Source organism: Streptomyces sp. NBC_01669 (assembly GCF_026339735.1).
GTDB classification, from domain to species: domain Bacteria; phylum Actinomycetota; class Actinomycetes; order Streptomycetales; family Streptomycetaceae; genus Streptomyces; species Streptomyces yanii.
The window spans coordinates 6,918,984-6,937,778 of record NZ_JAPEQG010000001.1 but is presented as its reverse complement, the minus strand read 5'-3'; the positions used below and the strand labels follow the sequence as shown (position 1 = coordinate 6,937,778).

Annotated in this window: 17 protein-coding genes and 2 pseudogenes; 8 read left to right on the top strand and 11 right to left on the bottom strand. The window is 71.3% G+C overall.

The features are described from left to right. Positions 1 to 39: 39 nt before the first annotated feature. Both OG972_RS31065 and OG972_RS31060 read right to left on the bottom strand, forming a co-directional pair. Positions 40 to 969, bottom strand: a complete 930-nt coding sequence (locus OG972_RS31065) for an SCO1860 family LAETG-anchored protein (RefSeq protein WP_323135910.1) — start codon at positions 967 to 969, stop codon at positions 40 to 42. Positions 970 to 1,282: 313 nt separating this feature from the next. Further along, positions 1,283 to 2,383: an amidohydrolase family protein gene (locus OG972_RS31060; RefSeq protein ID WP_266987077.1), complete on the bottom strand. Its 1,101-nt coding sequence runs from the start codon at positions 2,381 to 2,383 to the stop codon at positions 1,283 to 1,285. Positions 2,384 to 2,486: 103 nt separating this feature from the next. Between OG972_RS31060 and OG972_RS31055 the strand changes: the two genes are divergently transcribed. The 6 genes from OG972_RS31055 (at position 2,487) to OG972_RS31030 (ending at position 8,468) form a co-directional block, all read left to right on the top strand. Continuing rightward, complete coding sequence (locus OG972_RS31055) at positions 2,487 to 3,593, top strand: alanine--glyoxylate aminotransferase family protein (RefSeq protein ID WP_266990811.1); 1,107 nt, start codon at positions 2,487 to 2,489, stop codon at positions 3,591 to 3,593. A 346-nt stretch (positions 3,594 to 3,939) separates the two neighbouring features. Next, a complete protein-coding gene (gene ectA, locus OG972_RS31050) occupies positions 3,940 to 4,470 on the top strand; it encodes a diaminobutyrate acetyltransferase (protein WP_266987075.1) in 531 nt (176 codons plus the stop codon). A 260-nt stretch (positions 4,471 to 4,730) separates the two neighbouring features. Continuing rightward, on the top strand, positions 4,731 to 5,999 hold the full coding sequence (gene ectB / locus OG972_RS31045) for a diaminobutyrate--2-oxoglutarate transaminase (protein ID WP_266987073.1): 1,269 nt from the start codon (positions 4,731 to 4,733) through the stop codon (positions 5,997 to 5,999). 55 nt (positions 6,000 to 6,054) lie between these two features. After that, positions 6,055 to 6,453 carry an ectoine synthase gene (locus OG972_RS31040; RefSeq protein WP_037691652.1) on the top strand — a complete coding sequence of 133 codons (399 nt, stop codon included), beginning with the start codon at positions 6,055 to 6,057 and terminating at the stop codon, positions 6,451 to 6,453. Positions 6,454 to 6,456: 3 nt separating this feature from the next. Continuing rightward, entirely contained in the window at positions 6,457 to 7,350 is an 894-nt protein-coding gene (gene thpD, locus OG972_RS31035; RefSeq protein ID WP_266987068.1) for an ectoine hydroxylase, read from the top strand. 95 nt (positions 7,351 to 7,445) lie between these two features. Beyond that, complete coding sequence (locus OG972_RS31030) at positions 7,446 to 8,468, top strand: VOC family protein (protein WP_266987066.1); 1,023 nt, start codon at positions 7,446 to 7,448, stop codon at positions 8,466 to 8,468. Between the two features lie 144 nt (positions 8,469 to 8,612). Here the strand turns inward: OG972_RS31030 and OG972_RS31025 are convergent. Next, a pseudogene (locus OG972_RS31025) lies at positions 8,613 to 10,326 on the bottom strand (beta-galactosidase); the annotation flags it as partial. On the opposite strand from OG972_RS31025, the pseudogene OG972_RS31020 reads away from it, so the two are divergent. Then, positions 10,323 to 10,760: pseudogene (locus tag OG972_RS31020) on the top strand (LacI family DNA-binding transcriptional regulator); the annotation flags it as partial. The pseudogenes OG972_RS31025 and OG972_RS31020 sit on opposite strands and share 4 nt — an antisense overlap. 9 nt (positions 10,761 to 10,769) lie before the next feature. On the opposite strand, the gene OG972_RS31015 reads toward OG972_RS31020, so the two are convergent. Continuing rightward, positions 10,770 to 11,840: an alkene reductase gene (locus OG972_RS31015; protein ID WP_266987064.1), complete on the bottom strand. Its 1,071-nt coding sequence runs from the start codon at positions 11,838 to 11,840 to the stop codon at positions 10,770 to 10,772. Positions 11,841 to 11,976: 136 nt separating this feature from the next. Here OG972_RS31015 and OG972_RS31010 point away from each other — a divergent pair, with 136 nt between their 5' ends. Then, positions 11,977 to 12,471, top strand: coding sequence for a MarR family winged helix-turn-helix transcriptional regulator (locus tag OG972_RS31010; protein ID WP_266987062.1), 495 nt, complete (start codon positions 11,977 to 11,979; stop codon positions 12,469 to 12,471). A 20-nt stretch (positions 12,472 to 12,491) separates the two neighbouring features. Here the strand turns inward: OG972_RS31010 and OG972_RS31005 are convergent, their stop codons facing one another. The 7 genes from OG972_RS31005 to OG972_RS30975 form a co-directional block, all read right to left on the bottom strand. Then, positions 12,492 to 13,553 (bottom strand): aminotransferase class V-fold PLP-dependent enzyme, encoded by a 1,062-nt coding sequence (locus tag OG972_RS31005; RefSeq protein WP_266987060.1) that lies wholly within the window; start codon positions 13,551 to 13,553, stop codon positions 12,492 to 12,494. A 100-nt stretch (positions 13,554 to 13,653) separates the two neighbouring features. Continuing rightward, entirely contained in the window at positions 13,654 to 14,373 is a 720-nt protein-coding gene (locus OG972_RS31000; RefSeq protein WP_266987058.1) for a DsbA family oxidoreductase, read from the bottom strand. A 276-nt stretch (positions 14,374 to 14,649) separates the two neighbouring features. Continuing rightward, positions 14,650 to 14,793 (bottom strand): hypothetical protein, encoded by a 144-nt coding sequence (locus tag OG972_RS30995; protein WP_266987055.1) that lies wholly within the window; start codon positions 14,791 to 14,793, stop codon positions 14,650 to 14,652. Positions 14,794 to 14,832: 39 nt separating this feature from the next. Continuing rightward, complete coding sequence (locus OG972_RS30990; protein WP_266987053.1) at positions 14,833 to 15,549, bottom strand: hypothetical protein; 717 nt, start codon at positions 15,547 to 15,549, stop codon at positions 14,833 to 14,835. A 25-nt stretch (positions 15,550 to 15,574) separates the two neighbouring features. After that, positions 15,575 to 16,048 carry a GNAT family N-acetyltransferase gene (locus tag OG972_RS30985; RefSeq protein WP_266987051.1) on the bottom strand — a complete coding sequence of 158 codons (474 nt, stop codon included), beginning with the start codon at positions 16,046 to 16,048 and terminating at the stop codon, positions 15,575 to 15,577. 522 nt (positions 16,049 to 16,570) lie between these two features. After that, a complete protein-coding gene (locus OG972_RS30980; protein WP_266987049.1) occupies positions 16,571 to 17,176 on the bottom strand; it encodes a DUF1349 domain-containing protein in 606 nt (201 codons plus the stop codon). Further along, complete coding sequence (locus OG972_RS30975; RefSeq protein WP_266987047.1) at positions 17,173 to 18,693, bottom strand: aldehyde dehydrogenase (NADP(+)); 1,521 nt, start codon at positions 18,691 to 18,693, stop codon at positions 17,173 to 17,175. The genes OG972_RS30980 and OG972_RS30975 overlap by 4 nt, the downstream gene beginning before the upstream one ends. Between the last annotated feature and the right edge of the window lie 102 nt (positions 18,694 to 18,795).

The window sequence follows — 18,795 nt, the reverse complement described above, 5'->3', positions numbered from 1 at the left end:
CTGATTTCCCCCTGTCCCGCCCCTCGGGCCGGGTCGGTGTCAGTCCTGGGCGCGCCTGCGTGCCACGACGGTCGCGCCGGCACCCAGCGCAAGCAGGAACGCCGCTCCGCCCGCGAGGTACGGCGTCGTGGAGCTGCCACCGGTCTCCGCGAGGCTCGTGTCGACCGCTGCCGGGGCGTGGCCGGTCCCGGTCTGCGGCTTCACCTCGCCGCCGGAGTTGCCTCCCGCCGGCTCGGTGGGCTCGGCGCTGGGAGCGGCCGCCTTCGGGGTCTCACAGGTCGCCTCGACGAGCGTGACCTCGCCCTGGACGTCGGCGACATTGAGCTCGAGCGGGTTGACCGACACCTTCAGCTGCAGCGCGGTCGCCGCTGCGGTACGTGACGTGGTCTGCGTCTTCGACAGGTCGAGGACGACCTCGCCGACGCCGGGCACCGCCACCCGGGTCGTGCCGCCCGCCGTCAGCGTGACCTTCCGGCCGAGGACCCTGACATGGCCCAGCACATTCGATTCGGCAACGGGCTTGTGACCCACTTCGCAGACCGCCTTGGAGGTGACCTTCTCGACCTCGACGATCGAGAGCCGAGGCAGTCCGGGCACATGGACGCGGGCCTTCGCCAGGTTGCTGTAGCCCTCGGCCCTGCGCTTGTCGACGGTCGCGTCCGCCGTGGCCACGTCGGCGCGGAGCACGTCGACCGGGCGGCCGTGCGCCACGCCGTCGAGCCGCACGCTGAGCGCGGTCTCCTCGGCGCTCGCCGGTGCGTGCACCTCGTTGAGCGTGGTCCTCAGCGGCACGTCGACCGTCTTGTTCAGGAGTGAGACGTCGAGTGCGGTGCGGAGCACGACCGCGCCCGCCTTCCCGCCGCCGGTGGTCGTGGTGGACCCGGTGGCGTGCGCCGGGGCGGCAACCAGCAGGGCGACGGGCGCGGCGGCAGCCGCCAGTGCGGCGAGTCGGAAGGTGTTGCTGTTCAAGATGGTGGAACCCCCACAAGAGACATGGAGCCACCGGCGCCGTCCAATGGGGGACATCGCGGGCACCGGTGGCCTCGACTCCGTGAATCTTTACGTACAAAGGATGAACTGGCCGTTGCCTGAGGCGAGTTCATCCCAAAGGGAGGTTTCCGTTTCCGTGTTCGATTATCTCGGCACGTGCGGCTCTCGGAGTCACCCGATCAGCCGAGCGTGTGCAAGGAACCGGCCGGCTGCGCCGGGGTGTGCGCTGAGGTGCTTCAACGAACGCGAGCTCCGGTCGGTCACTGGCTGTCAGCGCGGCACCGCGGCGGCGTCAGCCGATCACACGGCCGTTCAGCACCACATGGCGCGGCGCCGTCAGCACCCGTACATCCGCCCGCGGGTCCTCCTCGTACACCACCAGATCCGCCGGGGCGCCCTCCTCAAGACCCGGCCGCCCGAGCCAGGCGCGCGCACCCCAGGCAGTCGCCGAAAGCGCCTCGCGGGGCGGGATGCCCGCCGTGACCAGTTCGGCGACCTCCGCCGCCACCAGACCATGGGCCAGCGAGCCGCCCGCGTCGGTGCCGACGTAGACCGGCACGCCCGCGTCGTACGCCGCGCGCACGGTGTCGTAGCGACGCTCGTACAGCTGCCGCATATGCGCCGACCAGCGCGGGAACTTGGCCTCGCCGCCGGCCGCGAGGTCCGGGAACGTGGCGATGTTGACCAGCGTCGGGACGATCGCGACACCGCGCTCGGCGAAGAGCGGGATGGTGTCCTCGGTCAGACCCGTCGCATGCTCGATGCAGTCGATCCCGGCCTCGACGAGATCGACGAGAGCGGCCTCGGCGAAGCAGTGCGCGGTGACCCGGGCGCCCAGCCGGTGCGCCTCGGCAATGGCCGCCTCGACCTCGCCGCGCGGCCAGCAGGCGGTCAGGTCACCGGCGTCCCGGTCGATCCAGTCGCCGACCAGCTTGACCCAGCCGTCGCCGCGCCGCGCCTCCTGCGCGACGTATGCGACGAGGTCGCCCGGCTCGATCTCATGGGCGTAGTTCCGGATGTACCTGCGGGTCCTGGCGATATGGCGTCCGGCCCGGACGATCTTGGGAAGGTCCTCGCGGTCGTCGATCCACCGGGTGTCGGAGGGCGATCCGGCGTCCCTGATGAGCAGCGTGCCGGCCTCCCGGTCGGTGAGCGCCTGCTTCTCGCTCGTGGCGGCGTCGACCGGGCCGTGGTGATCGAGGCCCACATGGCAGTGGGCGTCCACGAGGCCCGGCAGCACCCAGCCGGTGACGGTCTCCGCCGCGTCCGCGCCGGGCGGCCGCTCGTACGAGATCCGCCCGTCGACGGCCCACAGCTCGTCCCGTACGTCGTCGGGACCGACGAGTACCCGCCCCTTCACATGCAGCACAGGCTGCACCGTGTGATCACTCATGGCAGCACTGTACGAGGCGGCCGATGACGGCCTCGGTACTCTCGACGGAAGCGCTGTTCGTACGCCGAACCGCAGGCCGACCCGATCCGAAGAGAGCACCACCGTGACGCACCCCTTCCTCGACCTCGCCCCGCTCACCGCCGCGCACTTCGCCGCCATCGAACGCCGGGTGGCCGGGCTCCTCGCCACCGAGCAGGACGTCGTCATCATGCAGGGCGAGGCGCTGCTTCCCCTCGAAGGCTGCATCCGGGGCGGTGCCCGGCCCGGTTCGACCGCACTGAACGTGGTCACGGGTCCGTACGGGCAGACCTTCGGGAACTGGCTGCGCGACTGCGGTGCCAATGTCATCGATCTGGCGGTGCCGTTCCACACGGCGGTCACCGCCGACCAGGTCGCGCAGGCGCTCGCCGCGCACCCGGAGATCGACTTCGTCTCGCTGGTCCACGCGGAGGCGGCGACCGGCAACACCAACCCGGTCGCGGAGATCGGTGAGGTCGTCCGGGCGCACGGGGCGCTGTTCATGCTGGACGCCGTCGCCTCGGTGGGCGCCGAGCCGCTGCTGCCGGACCTGTGGGGCGTCGACCTGTGCGTGATCGGCGCGCAGAAGGCGATGGGCGGCCCGGCCGGGGTGTCGGCGGTGTCGGTGAGCGGGCGCGCCTGGGAGCGGATCGCCGCCAACCCCGAGGCCCCCCGCCACTCGTACCTCTCGCTCCTGGACTGGAAGGAGCGCTGGATCGACGGCGGCCGCAAGGCGCTCCTGCACGCCCCCGCACAGCTGGAGATGCTGGCGCTGGAGGCGTGCGTGGAGCGGATCGAGGCGGAGGGGCTGGAGGCGCTGATGGCCCGGCACGCGGCGGCCGCCGCGGCGACGCGGGCGGGCGCGGTGGCGCTCAGCGGCGGACTGGCGCCGTACGTGCACGAGGCACGGGACGCGGCGCCGGTCGCCACGACGCTGCGCGCCCCGGCGGGGATCGACGCCGCCGGGCTGGTCGCCAAGGCACTTGCGGCCGACCCGTCGCTGCCGCTGATCGCGGGCGGCGGGGCACTGTCCAAGGAGATGATCCGGGTCAATCACTACGGTGTGGACGCGACGCGGGGCGCGGTGCAGTCCTCGCTCGCGGCTCTGGGGGCGGCGCTGGCCGACGAGGGCCGGCCGGTCGACTTCGAAGCTGCCCGCAGGGCCGTTACGGAAACCTGGCCGAGCGAATAAATTCAGGAGGGTCCGGGATCCGGCGGCGGACCGTCACGAATTCATCAATGCGGGGAGCTGTTAATTCATAGCAGCTCCCCGCATTCTTTTGCCCGCTTTCCCGGACCCTAAACCCTCAAGTTTCGGCAGCACCGATCGGCACAATTCGACCGCGCCTCCCGGGAGTTACGACTCTGTGATCGACTCCACATACGGGGAAGATTTGCCGGATAAATGACGGACATATCGGCAGGAATCTTCACCGCTTCGCGCCGGGGCACGCGCCCGCGTGATAACACACGGGCCCGTTCCACCCAACCCTCTACATCGATGCAATTTCAGAATTTGCTGGGTAAATTCAATTCACATGACCGCCGCACCAGCAGATTTTGCACGTGCCCGAAGCGAATTCCTCACCATCGACACCCCACGAGTGGAGGACGGAGCCGCGATCTGGCGTATCGCCCGTGACTCCGAGGTCCTGGACCTCAACTCCTCGTACAGCTATCTGCTGTGGTGCCGTGACTTCGCCGCGACCTCCGTGGTCGCCCGCGACGAGACCGGCGACCCGGTCGCCTTCGTGACGGGATACATCCGGCCCGACCGTCCCGAGACGCTCGTCGTCTGGCAGGTGGCCGTCGACCACGGCCACCGCGGGACCGGGCTGGCCGCCAAGCTGCTGGACTCGCTGACCGCACGGGTCGCCGCAGTGCAGGGCCTGGCCTCCGTCGAGACCACCGTCACCCCGGACAACACCGCGTCCGACCGGCTGTTCACCTCCTACGCACTCCGCCATGACGTGGCTCTGGAGCGCGAAGTGCTGTTCGACGGCGGGCTGTTCCCCGAGGGGACGCACCTGCCGGAAGTGCTCTACCGCATCGGTCCGTTCCACGCCTGAGCGCCTGCCGGGTGACCTTCGACCGGATAGCGGACGCGGTCTGGTGCGTGCGATTCCAAGGCGTCGGGATGTCCTCGGATGGGGTCTCCCCTGCTCGAACGAAGCTGAGAGCTTGGGGAAGGAGCTACCAGGACATTTCGGCAACGCGGGAAACGTGCGTGCCAGGGCGTGGCCGCCCGGTCAGAGGTCACCCGACAGGCTCTGAGCGCGGCCAAGACCGCACCGCCGCCCTCCCACCCCCCTCAAGCAGGAGATCCCCTGTGACCATCACCCCGCCTGCCCTGAGCATCTTCGAGACCCTGGAGTCGGAGGTACGGAGCTACTGCCGCGGCTGGCCCGCCGTGTTCGACCGTGCGCAGGGCTCCCGGCTGACCGACGAGGACGGCCACACGTACCTCGACTTCTTCGCCGGTGCCGGATCCCTCAACTACGGCCACAACAACCCGGTGCTGAAGCGTGCGTTGATCGACTACATCGAGCGCGACGGCATCACCCACGGCCTCGACATGGCCACCACCGCGAAACGCTCCTTCCTGGAGACCTTCCAGAACGTGGTACTGCGCCCGCGCGACCTTCCGTACAAGGTGATGTTCCCCGGCCCGACCGGCACCAACGCGGTCGAGGCCGCGCTGAAGCTGGCCCGCAAGGTGAAGGGACGCGAGTCGGTCGTCTCGTTCACCAACGCCTTCCACGGCATGTCGCTCGGCTCTCTCGCCGTCACCGGCAACGCCTTCAAGCGGGCCGGGGCCGGTATCCCGCTGGTGCACGGCACGCCGATGCCGTTCGACAACTATCTCGACGGCCAAGTCCCGGACTTCCTCTGGTTCGAGCGGCTCCTCGAGGACCAGGGGTCGGGTCTCAACCAGCCCGCCGCCGTGATCGTCGAGACGGTGCAGGGCGAGGGCGGCATCAATGTGGCGCGGCCCGAGTGGCTGCGGGCGCTGGCCGATCTGTGCCGCCGCCGCGACATGCTGCTGATCGTCGACGACATCCAGATGGGCTGCGGCCGTACGGGCGCGTTCTTCTCGTTCGAGGAGGCCGGCATCACGCCGGACATCGTCACCCTGTCCAAGTCCATCAGCGGATACGGACTGCCCATGTCGCTCTGCCTGTTCCGCCCGGAGCTGGACATCTGGGGACCGGGCGAGCACAACGGCACCTTCCGCGGCAACAATCCCGCGTTCGTCACCGCCGCCGCCGCTCTCGACGCCTACTGGGCGGACGGCCAGATGGAGAAGCAGACCCTGGCCCGCGGCGAACAGATCGAGGAGGCACTGCTGGCGATCTGCGACGAACACGCCCCGCTCGGCGCTCGGTTCCGCGGCCGCGGCCTGGTCTGGGGGCTGGAGTTCACCGACGCGTCGCGCGCCGCCGCGGTCTGCGCCCGCGCCTTCGAACTGGGGCTGCTGGTGGAGACCTCCGGTCCGCAGAGCGAGGTCGTGAAGCTGCTGCCGGCCCTGACCGTCACCCCCGAGGAACTGGACGAGGGCCTGCGCACGCTGGCCCGTAGCGTCCGCGAAACCGCCTGACACCCCGGCGCGCAGAGACACCGAAGAGAAAAGAAGAGAAAGGCACCGACTCACCGTGATCGTCCGATCGTTCAGTGACATCGAGAACACCGACCGGCATGTGAAGGCCGCCTCCGGCACCTGGGAGAGCAAGCGCATCGTGCTCGCCAAGGAGAAGGTGGGCTTCTCGCTCCACGAAACCGTGCTGTACGCGGGCACGGAGACGTCGATGTGGTACGCGAACCACATCGAGGCCGTGTTGTGCACCGAGGGCGAGGCCGAGCTCACCAACGACGAGACGGGCGAGAAGCACTGGATCTCCCCCGGCACGATGTATCTGTTGAACGGGCACGAGCACCACACGCTGCGCCCGAAGACCGACTTCCGCTGCGTCTGCGTCTTCAACCCTCCCGTCACCGGACGGGAGGACCACGACGAGAACGGCGTCTATCCCCTGCTGACCGAGGAAGGCTGAACGATGACCACCGATGTACGCGCCGACCTCTATCCCACCCGCGGTTCCGCCGAGCTGATCACGCCCCGCCAGGACCCGGTCATCTGGTCGGCGCCCGGCGCCCCGGGCCCGGTCGCCGTGAAGGACCTGCAGGGCTTCGAGCGTGACGGCTTCCTCACCGTCGACGAGCTGATCACACCCGCCGAGGTCGACGGCTACCGGGCCGAGCTCGACCGGCTGATCGCCGATCCCGCGGTCCGGGCCGACGAACGCTCGATCATCGAGCCCACGTCGCAGGACATCCGCTCGGTCTTCGAGGTCCACCGGATCAGCGAGGTCTTCGCCCGGCTGGTCAGCGACGAGCGGGTGGTGGGCCGGGCCCGCCAGATCCTCGGCTCGGACGTGTACGTCCACCAGTCACGGATCAACGTCAAGCCGGGCTTCGGCGCTTCGGGGTTCTACTGGCACTCGGACTTCGAGACCTGGCACGCCGAGGACGGTCTGCCGCACATGCGGGCGGTGTCCGTATCGATCGCGCTGACCGAGAACCACGACACCAACGGCGGGCTGATGATCATGCCCGGTTCGCACAAGTCGTTCCTCGGGTGCGCGGGCAGGACACCGAAGGACAACTACAAGAAGTCGCTGAGGATGCAGGACGCCGGCACCCCGTCCGACCAGGCGCTGACCAGGATGGCCGACCGGCACGGCATCCGGCTCTTCACGGGTCCGGCCGGTTCGGCGACCTGGTTCGACTGCAACTGCATGCACGGCTCGGGGGACAACATCACCCCGTACCCGCGCAGCAATGTCTTCATCGTCTTCAACAGTGTGGAGAACGCCGCCGAGGAACCGTTCGCGGCGCCGGCCAGGCGCCCGGAGTTCATCGGGTCGCGGGACTTCTCGCCGGTGGGATGAGGCGGTGGCGCGGTGGGCGGGGACGGCCCGGGCCGTCCCCGCCCACCGGCACAATCGGGTGGACCCGGTCGTCCGTCAGCAGCGAGAGTGAGGGCATGACTTCACTCGTACGACACGTCACCATCGACTGCGCCGACGCCTACAAGCTCGGCAGTTTCTGGGCCGAGGTGCTCGGTGCGCAGCTGTCCGACGAGGATCGGCCCGGCGATCCCGAGGCACTCGTCGAGACCCCCGGCACCGCACTGCTGTTCATTTCGGTACCCGAGCCCAAGGCCGGCAAGAACCGCGTCCACCTGGACATCCAGCCGCAGGACCGTACCCGTGACGAGGAGGTCGAGCGGCTGCTCGCCCTCGGCGCCACTCTCGTCGGCGACCACCGCAAGCCGAACGGCCGGGGCTGGGCGACGCTCGCCGACCCCGAGGGCAATGAGTTCTGCGTGGAGTGCAGCGCCGCGGAACGGGCCACGCTGACCGCGAGCCGGCTGCCGGTCACCGCGGACGACGTGACCACTGCGGTCCATCTCTCGCTCGCCGCGCTCCGTGAGGTTCCGGAGGACCACTGGCGGGCGCCCGCCGGGACACTGGAGTGGGACTCCTGGGAGACCGTGGAGCATCTGAACGATGATCTCTTCGCGTACGCAGCCCAGTTGGGCCCGAAGAAGCCGCCGCTGGACCGCGAGGTGCCGTACCGCTGGGGAGCCGAGCGCAAGGGCGGCCCGGCCAACGCGATCTTCGCCAACCCCGACGCCGGTGCGGTCGGACTGCTGCAGACCCTGGAGGCGAGCGGGGCACTGCTGACCGCGATGGTACGGACGACACTGGCGGATGTCCGCTCGTTCCATGCGTACGGGATCTCGGACCCGGAGGGCTTCGCCGCGATGGGGATCGTGGAGACCCTGGTGCATACGCACGATGTCGTTCGGGGCCTGGACATCTCCTGGGCGCCGCCCGCCGATCTGTGCGACCGCGTACTTGCCCGGCTGTTCCCGGACGCCCCGGACGACGCCGACCGGTGGACCGTGCTGCTCTGGTCCACCGGTCGCGCCGAGCTGCCCGGGCGTGAGCGCGTCAGCTCGTGGAAGTGGCGGAGCGCGCCGCTGGACACGCCTGCTTCCTAACGACCTGATCGACTCTCTAACGTGCACCAGGTCGTAAGGGCTGTCACCACCGCCGGCCTCGTCCGCCCGGGTGGCCTTCCGTGCGCCTTTCCGTACATCGTCGATGGCCCTTCGACCATTGCACGGGATGACGGGTTGGGCGCCTCAGCCGTCGAGGCGTACGACCCGGACCGCACCCGCCGGGACGGCGAGGTGACCCGCGGTGTGCTCGCCGGTGAGGAGTTCGGTGCCTGCGGCGTCGAGCGGCACCTTGGTGTCGGCCCCGGTGTGGTTGATCGCGAAGAGATAGGTGCCGCTGTCGCCGGCGCGGGTGACGACCTCGACGTCGCGCGGGAGACCGGTGCGCGGCGCGATCCGGGCGTCGTCGCAGGCCCGGTCGAGGACGGCGTCGAGGTGGGGGCCGGAGAGCCGGGTGGAGACGTACCAGGCGGTGCCCTTGGCCCAGGCGGTGGCGGGTGACGGCGGGGCGGCCCGCGGGAATGCCGTCGGCATACGACCAGACGGTCTCGGCGCCGCGCGGGATCACCACGTCCGACCACAGGTCACCCGTCAGCTCCGGGCCCCCGGCGGCGCCCCCGGGAGTGATCAGGCGGACCGTCTCGCCCTCGCCGAGCGGTGAGAACTCCTCGATCGTCAGGCCGAGTACGTCCCGCAGGGCGCCCGGGTACGGACCGGGGTTCACGGCGTCATGGGTGTCGACGATGCCGGAGAAGTACGAGACGACGAGCGTGCCGCCGTTCTCGACGTAGGTACGGAGGTTCCGGCCGGTCTCCGCGGTGGCGAGGTAGAGGGCCGGGACGACGACCAGCGGGTACGCGGACAGATCGGCGTCCGGGTGGGCGAAGTCGACGGTGAGGTGGCGGTCGTACATCGAGGCGTAGAAGGTGTCGGCGCGCTCGCGGGCGTCGTGGTCCTCGCTCGGACGCCATTCCAGCCCCTGCGCCCACCAGGACTGCCAGTCCCAGAGCATCGCCGCGTCCGCGACGGTGCGGGTGGAGCGGATGCCGCTGAGCAGGCCGAGATCGGCGCCGAGCCGGGAGACCTCGCGCCACACCCGGGAGTCCGTACCGGCGTGCGGCACCATCGCCGAGTGGAACTTCTCCGCGCCTCTGCGGGACTGCCGCCACTGGAAGAACATGGCCCCGTCGGAGCCGCGGGCGACATGGGCGAGGCTGTTGCGGGCCATCTCGCCCGGCCGCTTGGCGGGGTTGCGGGGCTGCCAGTTGACGCCGCTGGTGGAGTGCTCCAGGAGCAGCCAGGGTGCGCCGCCCGCGACGGAACGCGTGAGGTCGGCGGCCATCGCGAGGTTGACGTGGGTGCGGCGGCCGTCGGTGATCAGGTAGTGGTCGTTGGTGACGAGGTCGGTCTCGCGGCCCCAGGCCCAGTAGTCGACGGAGTCGCACTGGCTGAGGGCGGTCATGAAGTTGGTGGTGACCGGGATGCCGGGGGCGAGGCGGTGCAGGATGTCCCGTTCCATGCAGAAGTTCTCGCGCATGGTGGCGTCGGCGAAGCGGGCGTAGTCCAGGCGCTGGGCCGGGTTGGCGACGGTCGGGGTGGTGCGGGGCGGGTCGATCTCGTCGAGGCTGCGGTAGCGCTGGCCCCAGAAGGCGTTGCCCCAGGCGTCGTTGACGGCGTCGACGCTGCCGTGGCGGTCGGCGAGCCAGCGGCGGAAGTGGGCGGCGCAGTTGTCGCAGTAGCAGGCGCTGACCGGGACGCCGTACTCGTTGTGGACGTGCCACAGCGCGAGCGCCGGGTGGCTTCCGTAGCGGCGGGCGAGCTGTTCGGTGATGTTCGCCGCGGCCGACCGGTAGGCGGGGTTGCTGTGGCAGATCGCGCCGCGTGACCCGAAGGCGTACCGGCCCGCTGGACACCCCGGGCGGCGTCGAACGTCTGGCGGGCTACCGCGAGATGCTCGCCGACTGCGGGCTGCCCGCCGACGACGCGCTGGTCGTCCCGGGCGACTACAGCCGGGCGGGCGGCGAGGCGGCGGCCGCACTGCTGCTGGAGCGGGCCCCGGACCTCGACGCGGTGTTCGTCGCCTCCGACCTGATGGCTCAGGGCGTGCTCGCCGCTCTGGAGAAGGCCGGGCGCCGGGTGCCGGAGGATGTCGCGGTCGGCGGCTTCGACGACTCGCCCGCGGCGCTTGCGTCCCGGCCGGAGCTGACCACGATCCGGCAGCCGTGGGACCGGATCAGCGCCGAGATGGTGCGGGTACTGCTGGCCCAGATCGGTGGGGAGGACCCGGCCGCGGTGATCCTCCCCACCGAACTGGTACGCCGTGATTCGGCGTGACCGCCGCGGCTACACGGCGTCCAGTGCCGGGTAGTCGACGTAGCCCTTCGCGTCCCCGCCGAAGAAGGTGGACGGGTCGGGGGTGTTGAACGGGCCGCCGGCCTTCAGGCGGGCCGGCAGGTCCGGGTTGGCGATGAACAGAGCGCCGTACGAGATGATGTCGGCGATCCCGTCGTCGATCACCGAGTGGTCGTCCGGTCCGGTCGGCCCGTCCGTCAGCACGTTGATGACGAAGGTGCCGGAGAACTGCTTGCGCAGCGCGAGGGTCAGCTCGCGGATCTCCACCGCCTCCAGGACGTGCAGGTAGGCGAGGCCGAGCGGTTCGATCTCCCCTACCAGCGCGGTGTAGACGGCGTCCGGCGCGGGCTCGTCGATGTCGTTGTACGAGTTTCCGGGCGAGATGCGCAGCCCGGTGCGCTCCGCGCCGATCTCGGCGGCGACGGCCGTGACCACCTCGACGGCGAAGCGGATCCGGGCCTCCTCGGAGCCGCCCCACTCGTCGGTGCGCAGGTTGGTGTTGGGCGCCAGGAACTGGTGGATGAGGTAGCCGTTGGCGCCGTGCAGCTCGACCCCGTCGAAGCCGGCGTCGACGGCGTTGCGGGCGGCGGAGACGAAGTCGGCTATGGTCTGCCGGATCTCGTCGCCGGTCAGCTCGCGCGGTGTGGTGAAGTCCTCCAGCCCCGTGCCGGTGTAGAGCTGTCCGGCGGGCTTGACCGGGGAGGCGCTGACGGGGACGAGCCCGTCCGGCAGCAGGTCCGGGTGGCCGATCCGCCCCGCGTGCATGAGCTGGGCGAAGATCCGGCCGCCCGCCGCGTGCACCGCGTCGGTGACCTTGCGCCAGGACGCGACCTGCTCCGCGCTGTGCAGGCCCGGGGTGAAGGGGTAGCCCTGGCCGACGACGGACGGCTGGATGCCCTCGGTGATGATGAGCCCGGCGGAGGCGCGCTGGGCGTAGTACTCGACGGTGAGATCGGTGGCGGCACCGCCGTCACCGGCACGGCTGCGGGTCATCGGGGCCATGGCGATGCGGTTGGCGAGCTGGGTGCCGGACAGGTCGATCGGGTCGAATGCGGTAGTCATGGGAACCCCCAAAGAAAATTACATGGTCGGCCAAGTATTTCGGTCCTGCGCCACTGTAACGCATTAATTGGCCGACCAAGGTAAAGTGCACGGCAAGCGCCGGAACCGGCCCGGAGCACCGCCCCGAGGAGTCCCCATGAAGCCCGAACCCGTCGACCCCGCCTGTACCGAGCTGCCGAGCGCCGCCCGCGGCGGCCCGGTCAGTCATGCCGTGTCACGGGTCGCCCGGCTGCACCGGATCGCCGCGGGCAAGGCGCTCCGGGCAGCCGGGCTCTACCCCGGCCAGGAGTTCCTGATGATGTACCTGTGGGATGCGGGCGCGGTGCGCCAGTCGGAGCTGATCAAGGCGGTCGACCTCGACCCGTCGACCGTCACCAAGATGCTCCAGCGGCTCGAACAGGCCGGACACGTCCGCCGCTGCCCCGACCCGGACGACCGGCGGGCCGTCCTGGTCGAGGCCAGTGCCGACAGCTGCGCGCTGCACTCCGATGTGGAGCGCGCCTGGACGGATCTGGAGGAGCACACGCTCGCCGGTCTGGACGCGGCGGAGCGCACCGAGCTGGCCCGGCTGCTGGCGAAGGTCGAGGAGAACCTCTGCCACCAGACCGAGGGCTGCCCGGATTCCCGCTGACCGGAAGCGGGCCGGGACAGTCAGCCCGCCAGCACCTCCAGCGCGCGGTCCACATCGGCCTGCGTGTTGTAGAGGTGGAATGCCGCCCGTAGATTCCCGGCCCGGGCCGAGACCGTGATCCCGGCCCGCGCCAGCGCGGGCTCCCGGCCGCCGAGCCCTGGCACGGCGACGATCGCGGTCCGCCCGGGCACCGGTTCGTGACCGATCCCGGCCAGTCCGGTACGGAACCGGGCGGCGAGCGCGGTGTTGTGGGCGTGTACGGCGTCGATGCCGATCTCGGCCAGCAGTGCGAGGGAGTGCTCGGCGCCGTGGTAGGCGAGGAAGGCCGGCGCCTCGTCGAAGCGGCGCGCGGTACCGGCGAGCCGTCCGATCGGACCGTAGGTGCTGTTCCAGCGGTCCTCGCCGGCCACCCAGCTCGCGAAGAGGGGCGGCAGGATCTCCTGCGCCTCCTCGGTGACCGTGAGGAACGACGTACCGCGCGGGCAGAGCAGGAACTTGAAGCCGCCCGTGACGGTGTAGTCGTACGCCCCGGCGTCCAGCGGCAGCCAGCCTGCGGACTGGGTGGCGTCGAGCAGGACCCGGGCTCCGTGCGCGGCGGCCGCCGCCCGGACCGCGTCGAGGTCGGCGAGGCGGCCGTCGGCGGACTGCACGGAGGAGAGGGCGACCAACGAGGTCGTGGGCCGCACCGCCTCGGCCATGCCGTCCAGCGGGACGTACCGCATCCGCAGATCCCCGCGGGCCGCGAAGGGGCCGACGACCGAGCTGAACTCCCCCTCGGGAACCAGCACTTCGGCGCCCGGCTCCAGCGAGGCCGCGATCAGACCGACATGCACGGCGACCGAGCTGCCGGTGGCGACCCGGTCGGGGCCGACGCCGACGAGTCCGGCGAACCGGACCCGTGCGGCGTCCACGGCGTCGAAGCTGCCCGCGCCCGGACCGGTGCCCGCGGCATTCTCGTCGGCGAGCGCCTTCACCGCCTCGACGGTGCGGCGGGGCAGCAGCCCGCAGCTGGAGGTGTTGAGATACGTGGTCTTGGGCGCAAACTCGGCGCCTACCGCCTGGATGAGCGAGGAGATCTCCATACGCCCACCCTGAAGCCCCCTCAACTCATCGTCAATCACGAAGAATTGAGGGGTGTCCCCAAGCAGTGCTTATGTGTGCAGCCGGGCGGGGTGGAGCGGGTCAGCTCTGTCCGCCGGACTGCGGCACCTCGCACGCCCCGTCGGCGTCGCAGGCTGCCGCGTCCGAGCCGATCGCGGTCAGCGGACGGTCCTTCCACGCCTGCTCCAACGCCTGCGCGAACACCTCGGCGGGCTGGCCACCGGAGATCCCGTACCGCCGGTCGAGCACGAAGAACGGCACGGCATTGGCACCCAGCTCGGACGCCTCCTGCTCATCGGCCCGCACCTCGGCCGCGTACGCCTCCGGGTCGGCGAGCACGGCACGCGCCTCGTCGGCGTCGAGTCCGGCCTCGGCGGCCAGCTCGACCAGCACCTCGGCGTCGAAGACGGACCGCTCCTCGGCGAAGTTCGCCCTGTAGGCAATCGTCAGCAGCTCGTCCTGACGTCCACGGGCCTTGGCGAGGTGAAGCAGCCGGTGGATGTCGAAGGTGTTGCCGTGGTCGCGTCCCTCGGTCAGGTAGCCGAGCCCTTCGGCGCGCGCGTTCGCCGCGACGTTGGCCTCCATGGACCGGGCTTCCTCACGTGTCCGCCCGTACTTCTGCGCCAGCATGTCGATCACCTGTGCGGTGTCGCCCTTGGGCCGGCCCGGGTCGAGCTCGAAGGACCGGTGCACGACCTCGACCTCGTCGCGATGGGCGAACCCCGCCAGGCCCTTCTCGAACCTGGCCTTGCCGATGTAGCACCAGGGGCAGGCGATGTCGCTCCAGATCTCGACGCGCATGACTCTTCTTCTCTCCAGGATGTCGGGGCGGACCGCGGGTTGCCCACGGCAGCGCGGAGGCACCCTCCGCGCCCCTGGTGAACGCCCGTACGGACCCGGTCATTCCCGTACCAGGGGGTGTCCGGCCCCGATCCGGCCCGATCCGGAGGACCGGCACCCGCGTGCCGACCGTGCGATGCGCGCCCCAGCAGCGGTCCGGCTCCCCGATTCAGTACGTCCAGGAATCCACGCGCGGTCCCGTCCGCGTCGTTCCACGCGGGTCCGTACGTACCCCGGTCAGGGGTCGCTCTCCCGGGGCGGCAGGAACCGGAAGCCCTCGCCCGCGGTCACCCTCCACTCCCCGGTGACCGGCTCTCCCTCGCTCCGCGTCGTACCGGCCGCCGGTACGAGCCCGGCGAGCAGTGCCTCGACCTCGGACACCGCCCGGTCGAGTGGCGAACGGCTCGCCCGCCCGCGCCGTCACAGGAAGGTCCGGTCCATCGGGCGGGGCAGCGGCTCCAGCACACCGGCGTCCCGCAGTCGCAGGTGCGTCCGGACCACACTCCCGGCGTCGCTGCGCGGAGCGATGTCGAGGAGTACGCGTCCGCCGGGCAGCTCCGTCCGGCCGGCCGTCACGTCGTCCGGGAGCAGCGCCGCACGCGCCGGGGAGAGGCAGCCGAGCCAGCCGATGCAGGGATCATCAACGGTGAAGCCGCCGTCGTCCTCCAGGGCGTCGAGCACGTCGTCGTCGGTCACGTCGCCGAAGTCCGGCTCCCACACCTCGGCTACGGCGGTGAGGAGTCCGGCGTCGGGGACCTTCGCGCCGTCGGGCGAGACGACGGCGATCACGACCGCCTGGAGCACATACTCCGAAGTGCCGCCTCCGCGGCCGGCGACGCTGATCTCCCAGCCCGGTTCGCCCGTGCTGACGAGGCGCAGTCCGGCGCCGTCCGAGGTGCGAGGGGACGCCGCGTCCGCGCGCAGGGCCGCGAGGAGGGATTCCTCGTCCGCACGGAGCGCGGTGGGGCGCCGGGACCCGTGGATCCGGCGCCACGTCCACTCGCCGCCCGCCCCCGGACCCCCGCCGGCCGCCGGGAGGAGCGCGGCGATCCGTTCCAGCAGCAGCTTCCAGCGTCCGGCCAGCTCCTCGGCCGTCTCCTGCCGGGGACCCCAGAAACCCCGCACCACACGTCGCATGAACCGTCTCCGTCGTCCGCCGGGATCAGGGGCCGACCGTGAGGCGCAGCGCCAGATGGGAGCCGTGGCGCGGGTGCGCGGGGTCGGAGGTCCAGCCGTGCCGGACGTAGAAGGCCTGGGCACGGGTGTTGTGCACGAAGACCTCCAGGCGGGCACTGTCCACTCCGGCCCGCTGCCAGGCGTCGACGCAGGCGGTGTGGAGCGCGGTGCCGATTCCGGTACGCCAGTGGGCCGGCGCGACATGGAGCTGAGTGAGCGTCATGTCGCCGTCGCGTACGGCGTACGCGGCGATGCCGGCGAGGGTCCCGTCCCGTTCGGCGCAGAGCACGGTGGCGTCGGGGCGGTCTATCGCACGGGACCAGCCGGCGCGGCTGCGCCCGACCTCCGCCGCGCCCGCGTACTCCTCCTCCGGAAGGTGCCCCCGGTAGTAGGTGGCGCGAGCCTCGGTGTGCAGTTGGACGATGGCGTCGAGATCGGCGGCCGTGGCAGTTCTGATCATGCGGGGAGGGACGCCACCGGTCGGCCCGTGGTTGCGCCGGCCCGCGCCGGACGGGCTTGGGAGGTGTTGCCCGGCAACGGGGTGGGCCCGCCTCTGCCGGGCGGTGGGGTGGGCGGGGCCCCTCCGGGGCGTCTCCTCAGGACTGGCGCGGAAGCCGGCAACGCGGACGAACCCGGCACGTACGCCAGCCCCTGCGGGGACTCCCCTGCACGGCCCCACCCAGGCATCACCCGCGCCTGCGACCCGGTGGAACGCATTGCCGCTGACGCGCGACGGCCGGTCCGGGGCCGTGCAGGGGGGTCCCCGCAGGGCGACGAACAAAGCCCCGGGCTCCCCCGCGTACCCGCCGAACGTCGGTCGCTCGAGGAGACACCCCGGACGGGCCCCGGACCACCACCCACGGGGGCAGGCGACGGTGCCACCGGGAACCCAGACGCACCCATCAAGCCCGTCCGTCGCTTGAGGACGGAACCGGTCACCCCGGGGGGCTGGGCGCCGCAACGGCGAACCCCCCGCCAGGGTTCAGCTGCCGTCGCGCAGGTCGTCGAGCCCGGACGGCCGGAACGCGATCCGGTCGAACGACGCCCGGCAGCCCTCGCCGGTCGGCGACTGGACCAGGAAGCCGATGGCCGCCGGCTGCTCCGCGGCGCCGAGGGCGAAGGTGCGGACGAAGGTCCACTTCTCCCCGTCGGCGGAGGCGTGGAAGGCGTAGGCGCTGCCGGTGCGGCTGAGCCGCAGCCAGAAGCTGTCGCCGTCCACGACGAAGGAGTTGGCGTCGTCGGAGTGACCGCGGGTGACGACCGTGCAGATGGTGGGGTCGGCCGGGGAGAACTCCAGGCAGAGTTTCGCCCACTCCCGTTCCCCGACGTGCAGATAGAGCACCCCGGCGTCGAAGGCGGCGGCGAAGCCGACCTTCACCCGGGCGCTCAGCCGGAAGTCGCCGTCGGGTGCGGTGCCGAGCAGACGCGGTGCGTCGCTCACGGATGCGAGGCCGTCACCGCCCGGCGGCACGAACCGGTCCTGCCGGGCACCAGCCCGTCCGGTCAGTACACCGCCCTCGTACGCCCACTGCCCCTCGGGCCCGAACGGCCGCAGCTCAAAGGGGAGTTCGGGCAGGTTCACCGTCACGCGCGACGCCCGTCGACGCGGCGCGGCAGGCCCAGCGGGTTGTCCTCGCGCAGCTCCGGCGGCAGCAGCGCCTCCGGAGTCGTCTGGTAGCTGACCGGGCGCAGCCAACGCTCGATCGCGGTGGCGCCGACCGACGTGGAGGTGGAGGTGGTGGCCGGGTAGGGACCGCCGTGGTGCTGGGCGGGGGCGACGGCGACTCCGGTCGGCCAGCCGTTGACGAGGACCCGGCCGGCCAGCGGGGTGAGGGCCGCGAGGAGTCCGGGGGCGTCTGCGTCGGCGCCCTCCGTGGCGATCTGGAGGGTGGCGGTGAGGTTGCCCGGGAGTCGGGAGAGGACGGCGGTGATCTCGTCCTCGGAGGCGTAGCGGGCGACGACGGTGACCGGGCCGAAGCACTCCTCCAGGAGCGCGTCGTGCGGTCCGTCGGTGGCGAGCAGCTGTGCCGGAACGGTCAGGAAGCCGGCGGAGACGGTGTGGTCGCCGCCCGCGCCGGGGGTGACCGGGGCGTCCACGTCGGGGAGTTCGGCCCGTTCGCGTACGCCTGCGACGAAGGCGTCCCGCATCCGGTGATCGAGCATGACCGCGGCCTCGCTGTCGCTGACCGCCTCGGTCAGCGCCTTCAGCAGCCGGTCTCCGGTCTCGCCGGCGGGGGCCAGGACGAAGCCGGGCTTGGTGCAGAACTGGCCCGCGCCCATGGTCATCGAGCCCGCGAGCCCGGCACCGATCTGCTCGCCGCGCTCGGCGGCGGCCGCCTCGGTGACGACGACCGGGTTGAGGGAGCCGAGCTCGCCGTGGAACGGGATCGGGGCCGGCCGGGCGGCCGCGGCGTCGAACAGCGCCCGTCCGCCGCGGATGGAGCCGGTGAACCCGGCGGCGGCCACGAGCGGGTGCTTGACCAGCTCGACGCCCGCCTCGAATCCGTGCACCAGGATCAGCACGTCCTCGGGCAGGCCGACCTTCGCGGCGGCCCGGCGCAGCACGGAGGCGCAGAGCTCCGAGGTGGCGGGGTGGTCGGGGTGTGCCTTGACGACGACCGGGCAGCCGGCCGCCAGGGCACTGGCGGTGTCGCCGCCGGGGACGGAGAAGGCGAGCGGGAAGTTGCTGGCCGCGTAGACGGCGACGACGCCGAGCGGGATCTTGTAGCGGCGCAGGTCGGGCCACGGCGGGGTCCGGGTGGCGTCCGCGTGGTCGATGTGGATGTCGAGGAAGGCGCCCTCGTCGACGACCTCGGCGAACGCGCGCAACTGGGCGGCGGTGCGGGCGAGTTCACCGGTGAGCCGGGCCGGGCCGAGCGCGGTCTCGGCGTCGGCGGCCTCGATGACGTGCTCCCCGGCCTCGGTGAGCAGATCCGCCGCGGTACGCAGGAATGCGGCGCGTACGGTGCGGTCGGCGAGCGCACCGCGTACGGCATGTGCGGCCCGGACCGCACGATCGACCTCCTCCGCTGTAGCCTCCACGGCAACCTGCTCACGCGGGTTCCCGGTGCGGGGGTCGACGCTCCAGACTGGTGCTGTTGCCACCGTGTTTCCTTCCGGTCCTCTGCCACACATCAGAAGTTGTTCGGTATTCTGAACAGAGTTCCTGATCGTGAATATGTAGGGACTCTATTTCCGGGCGTTCAG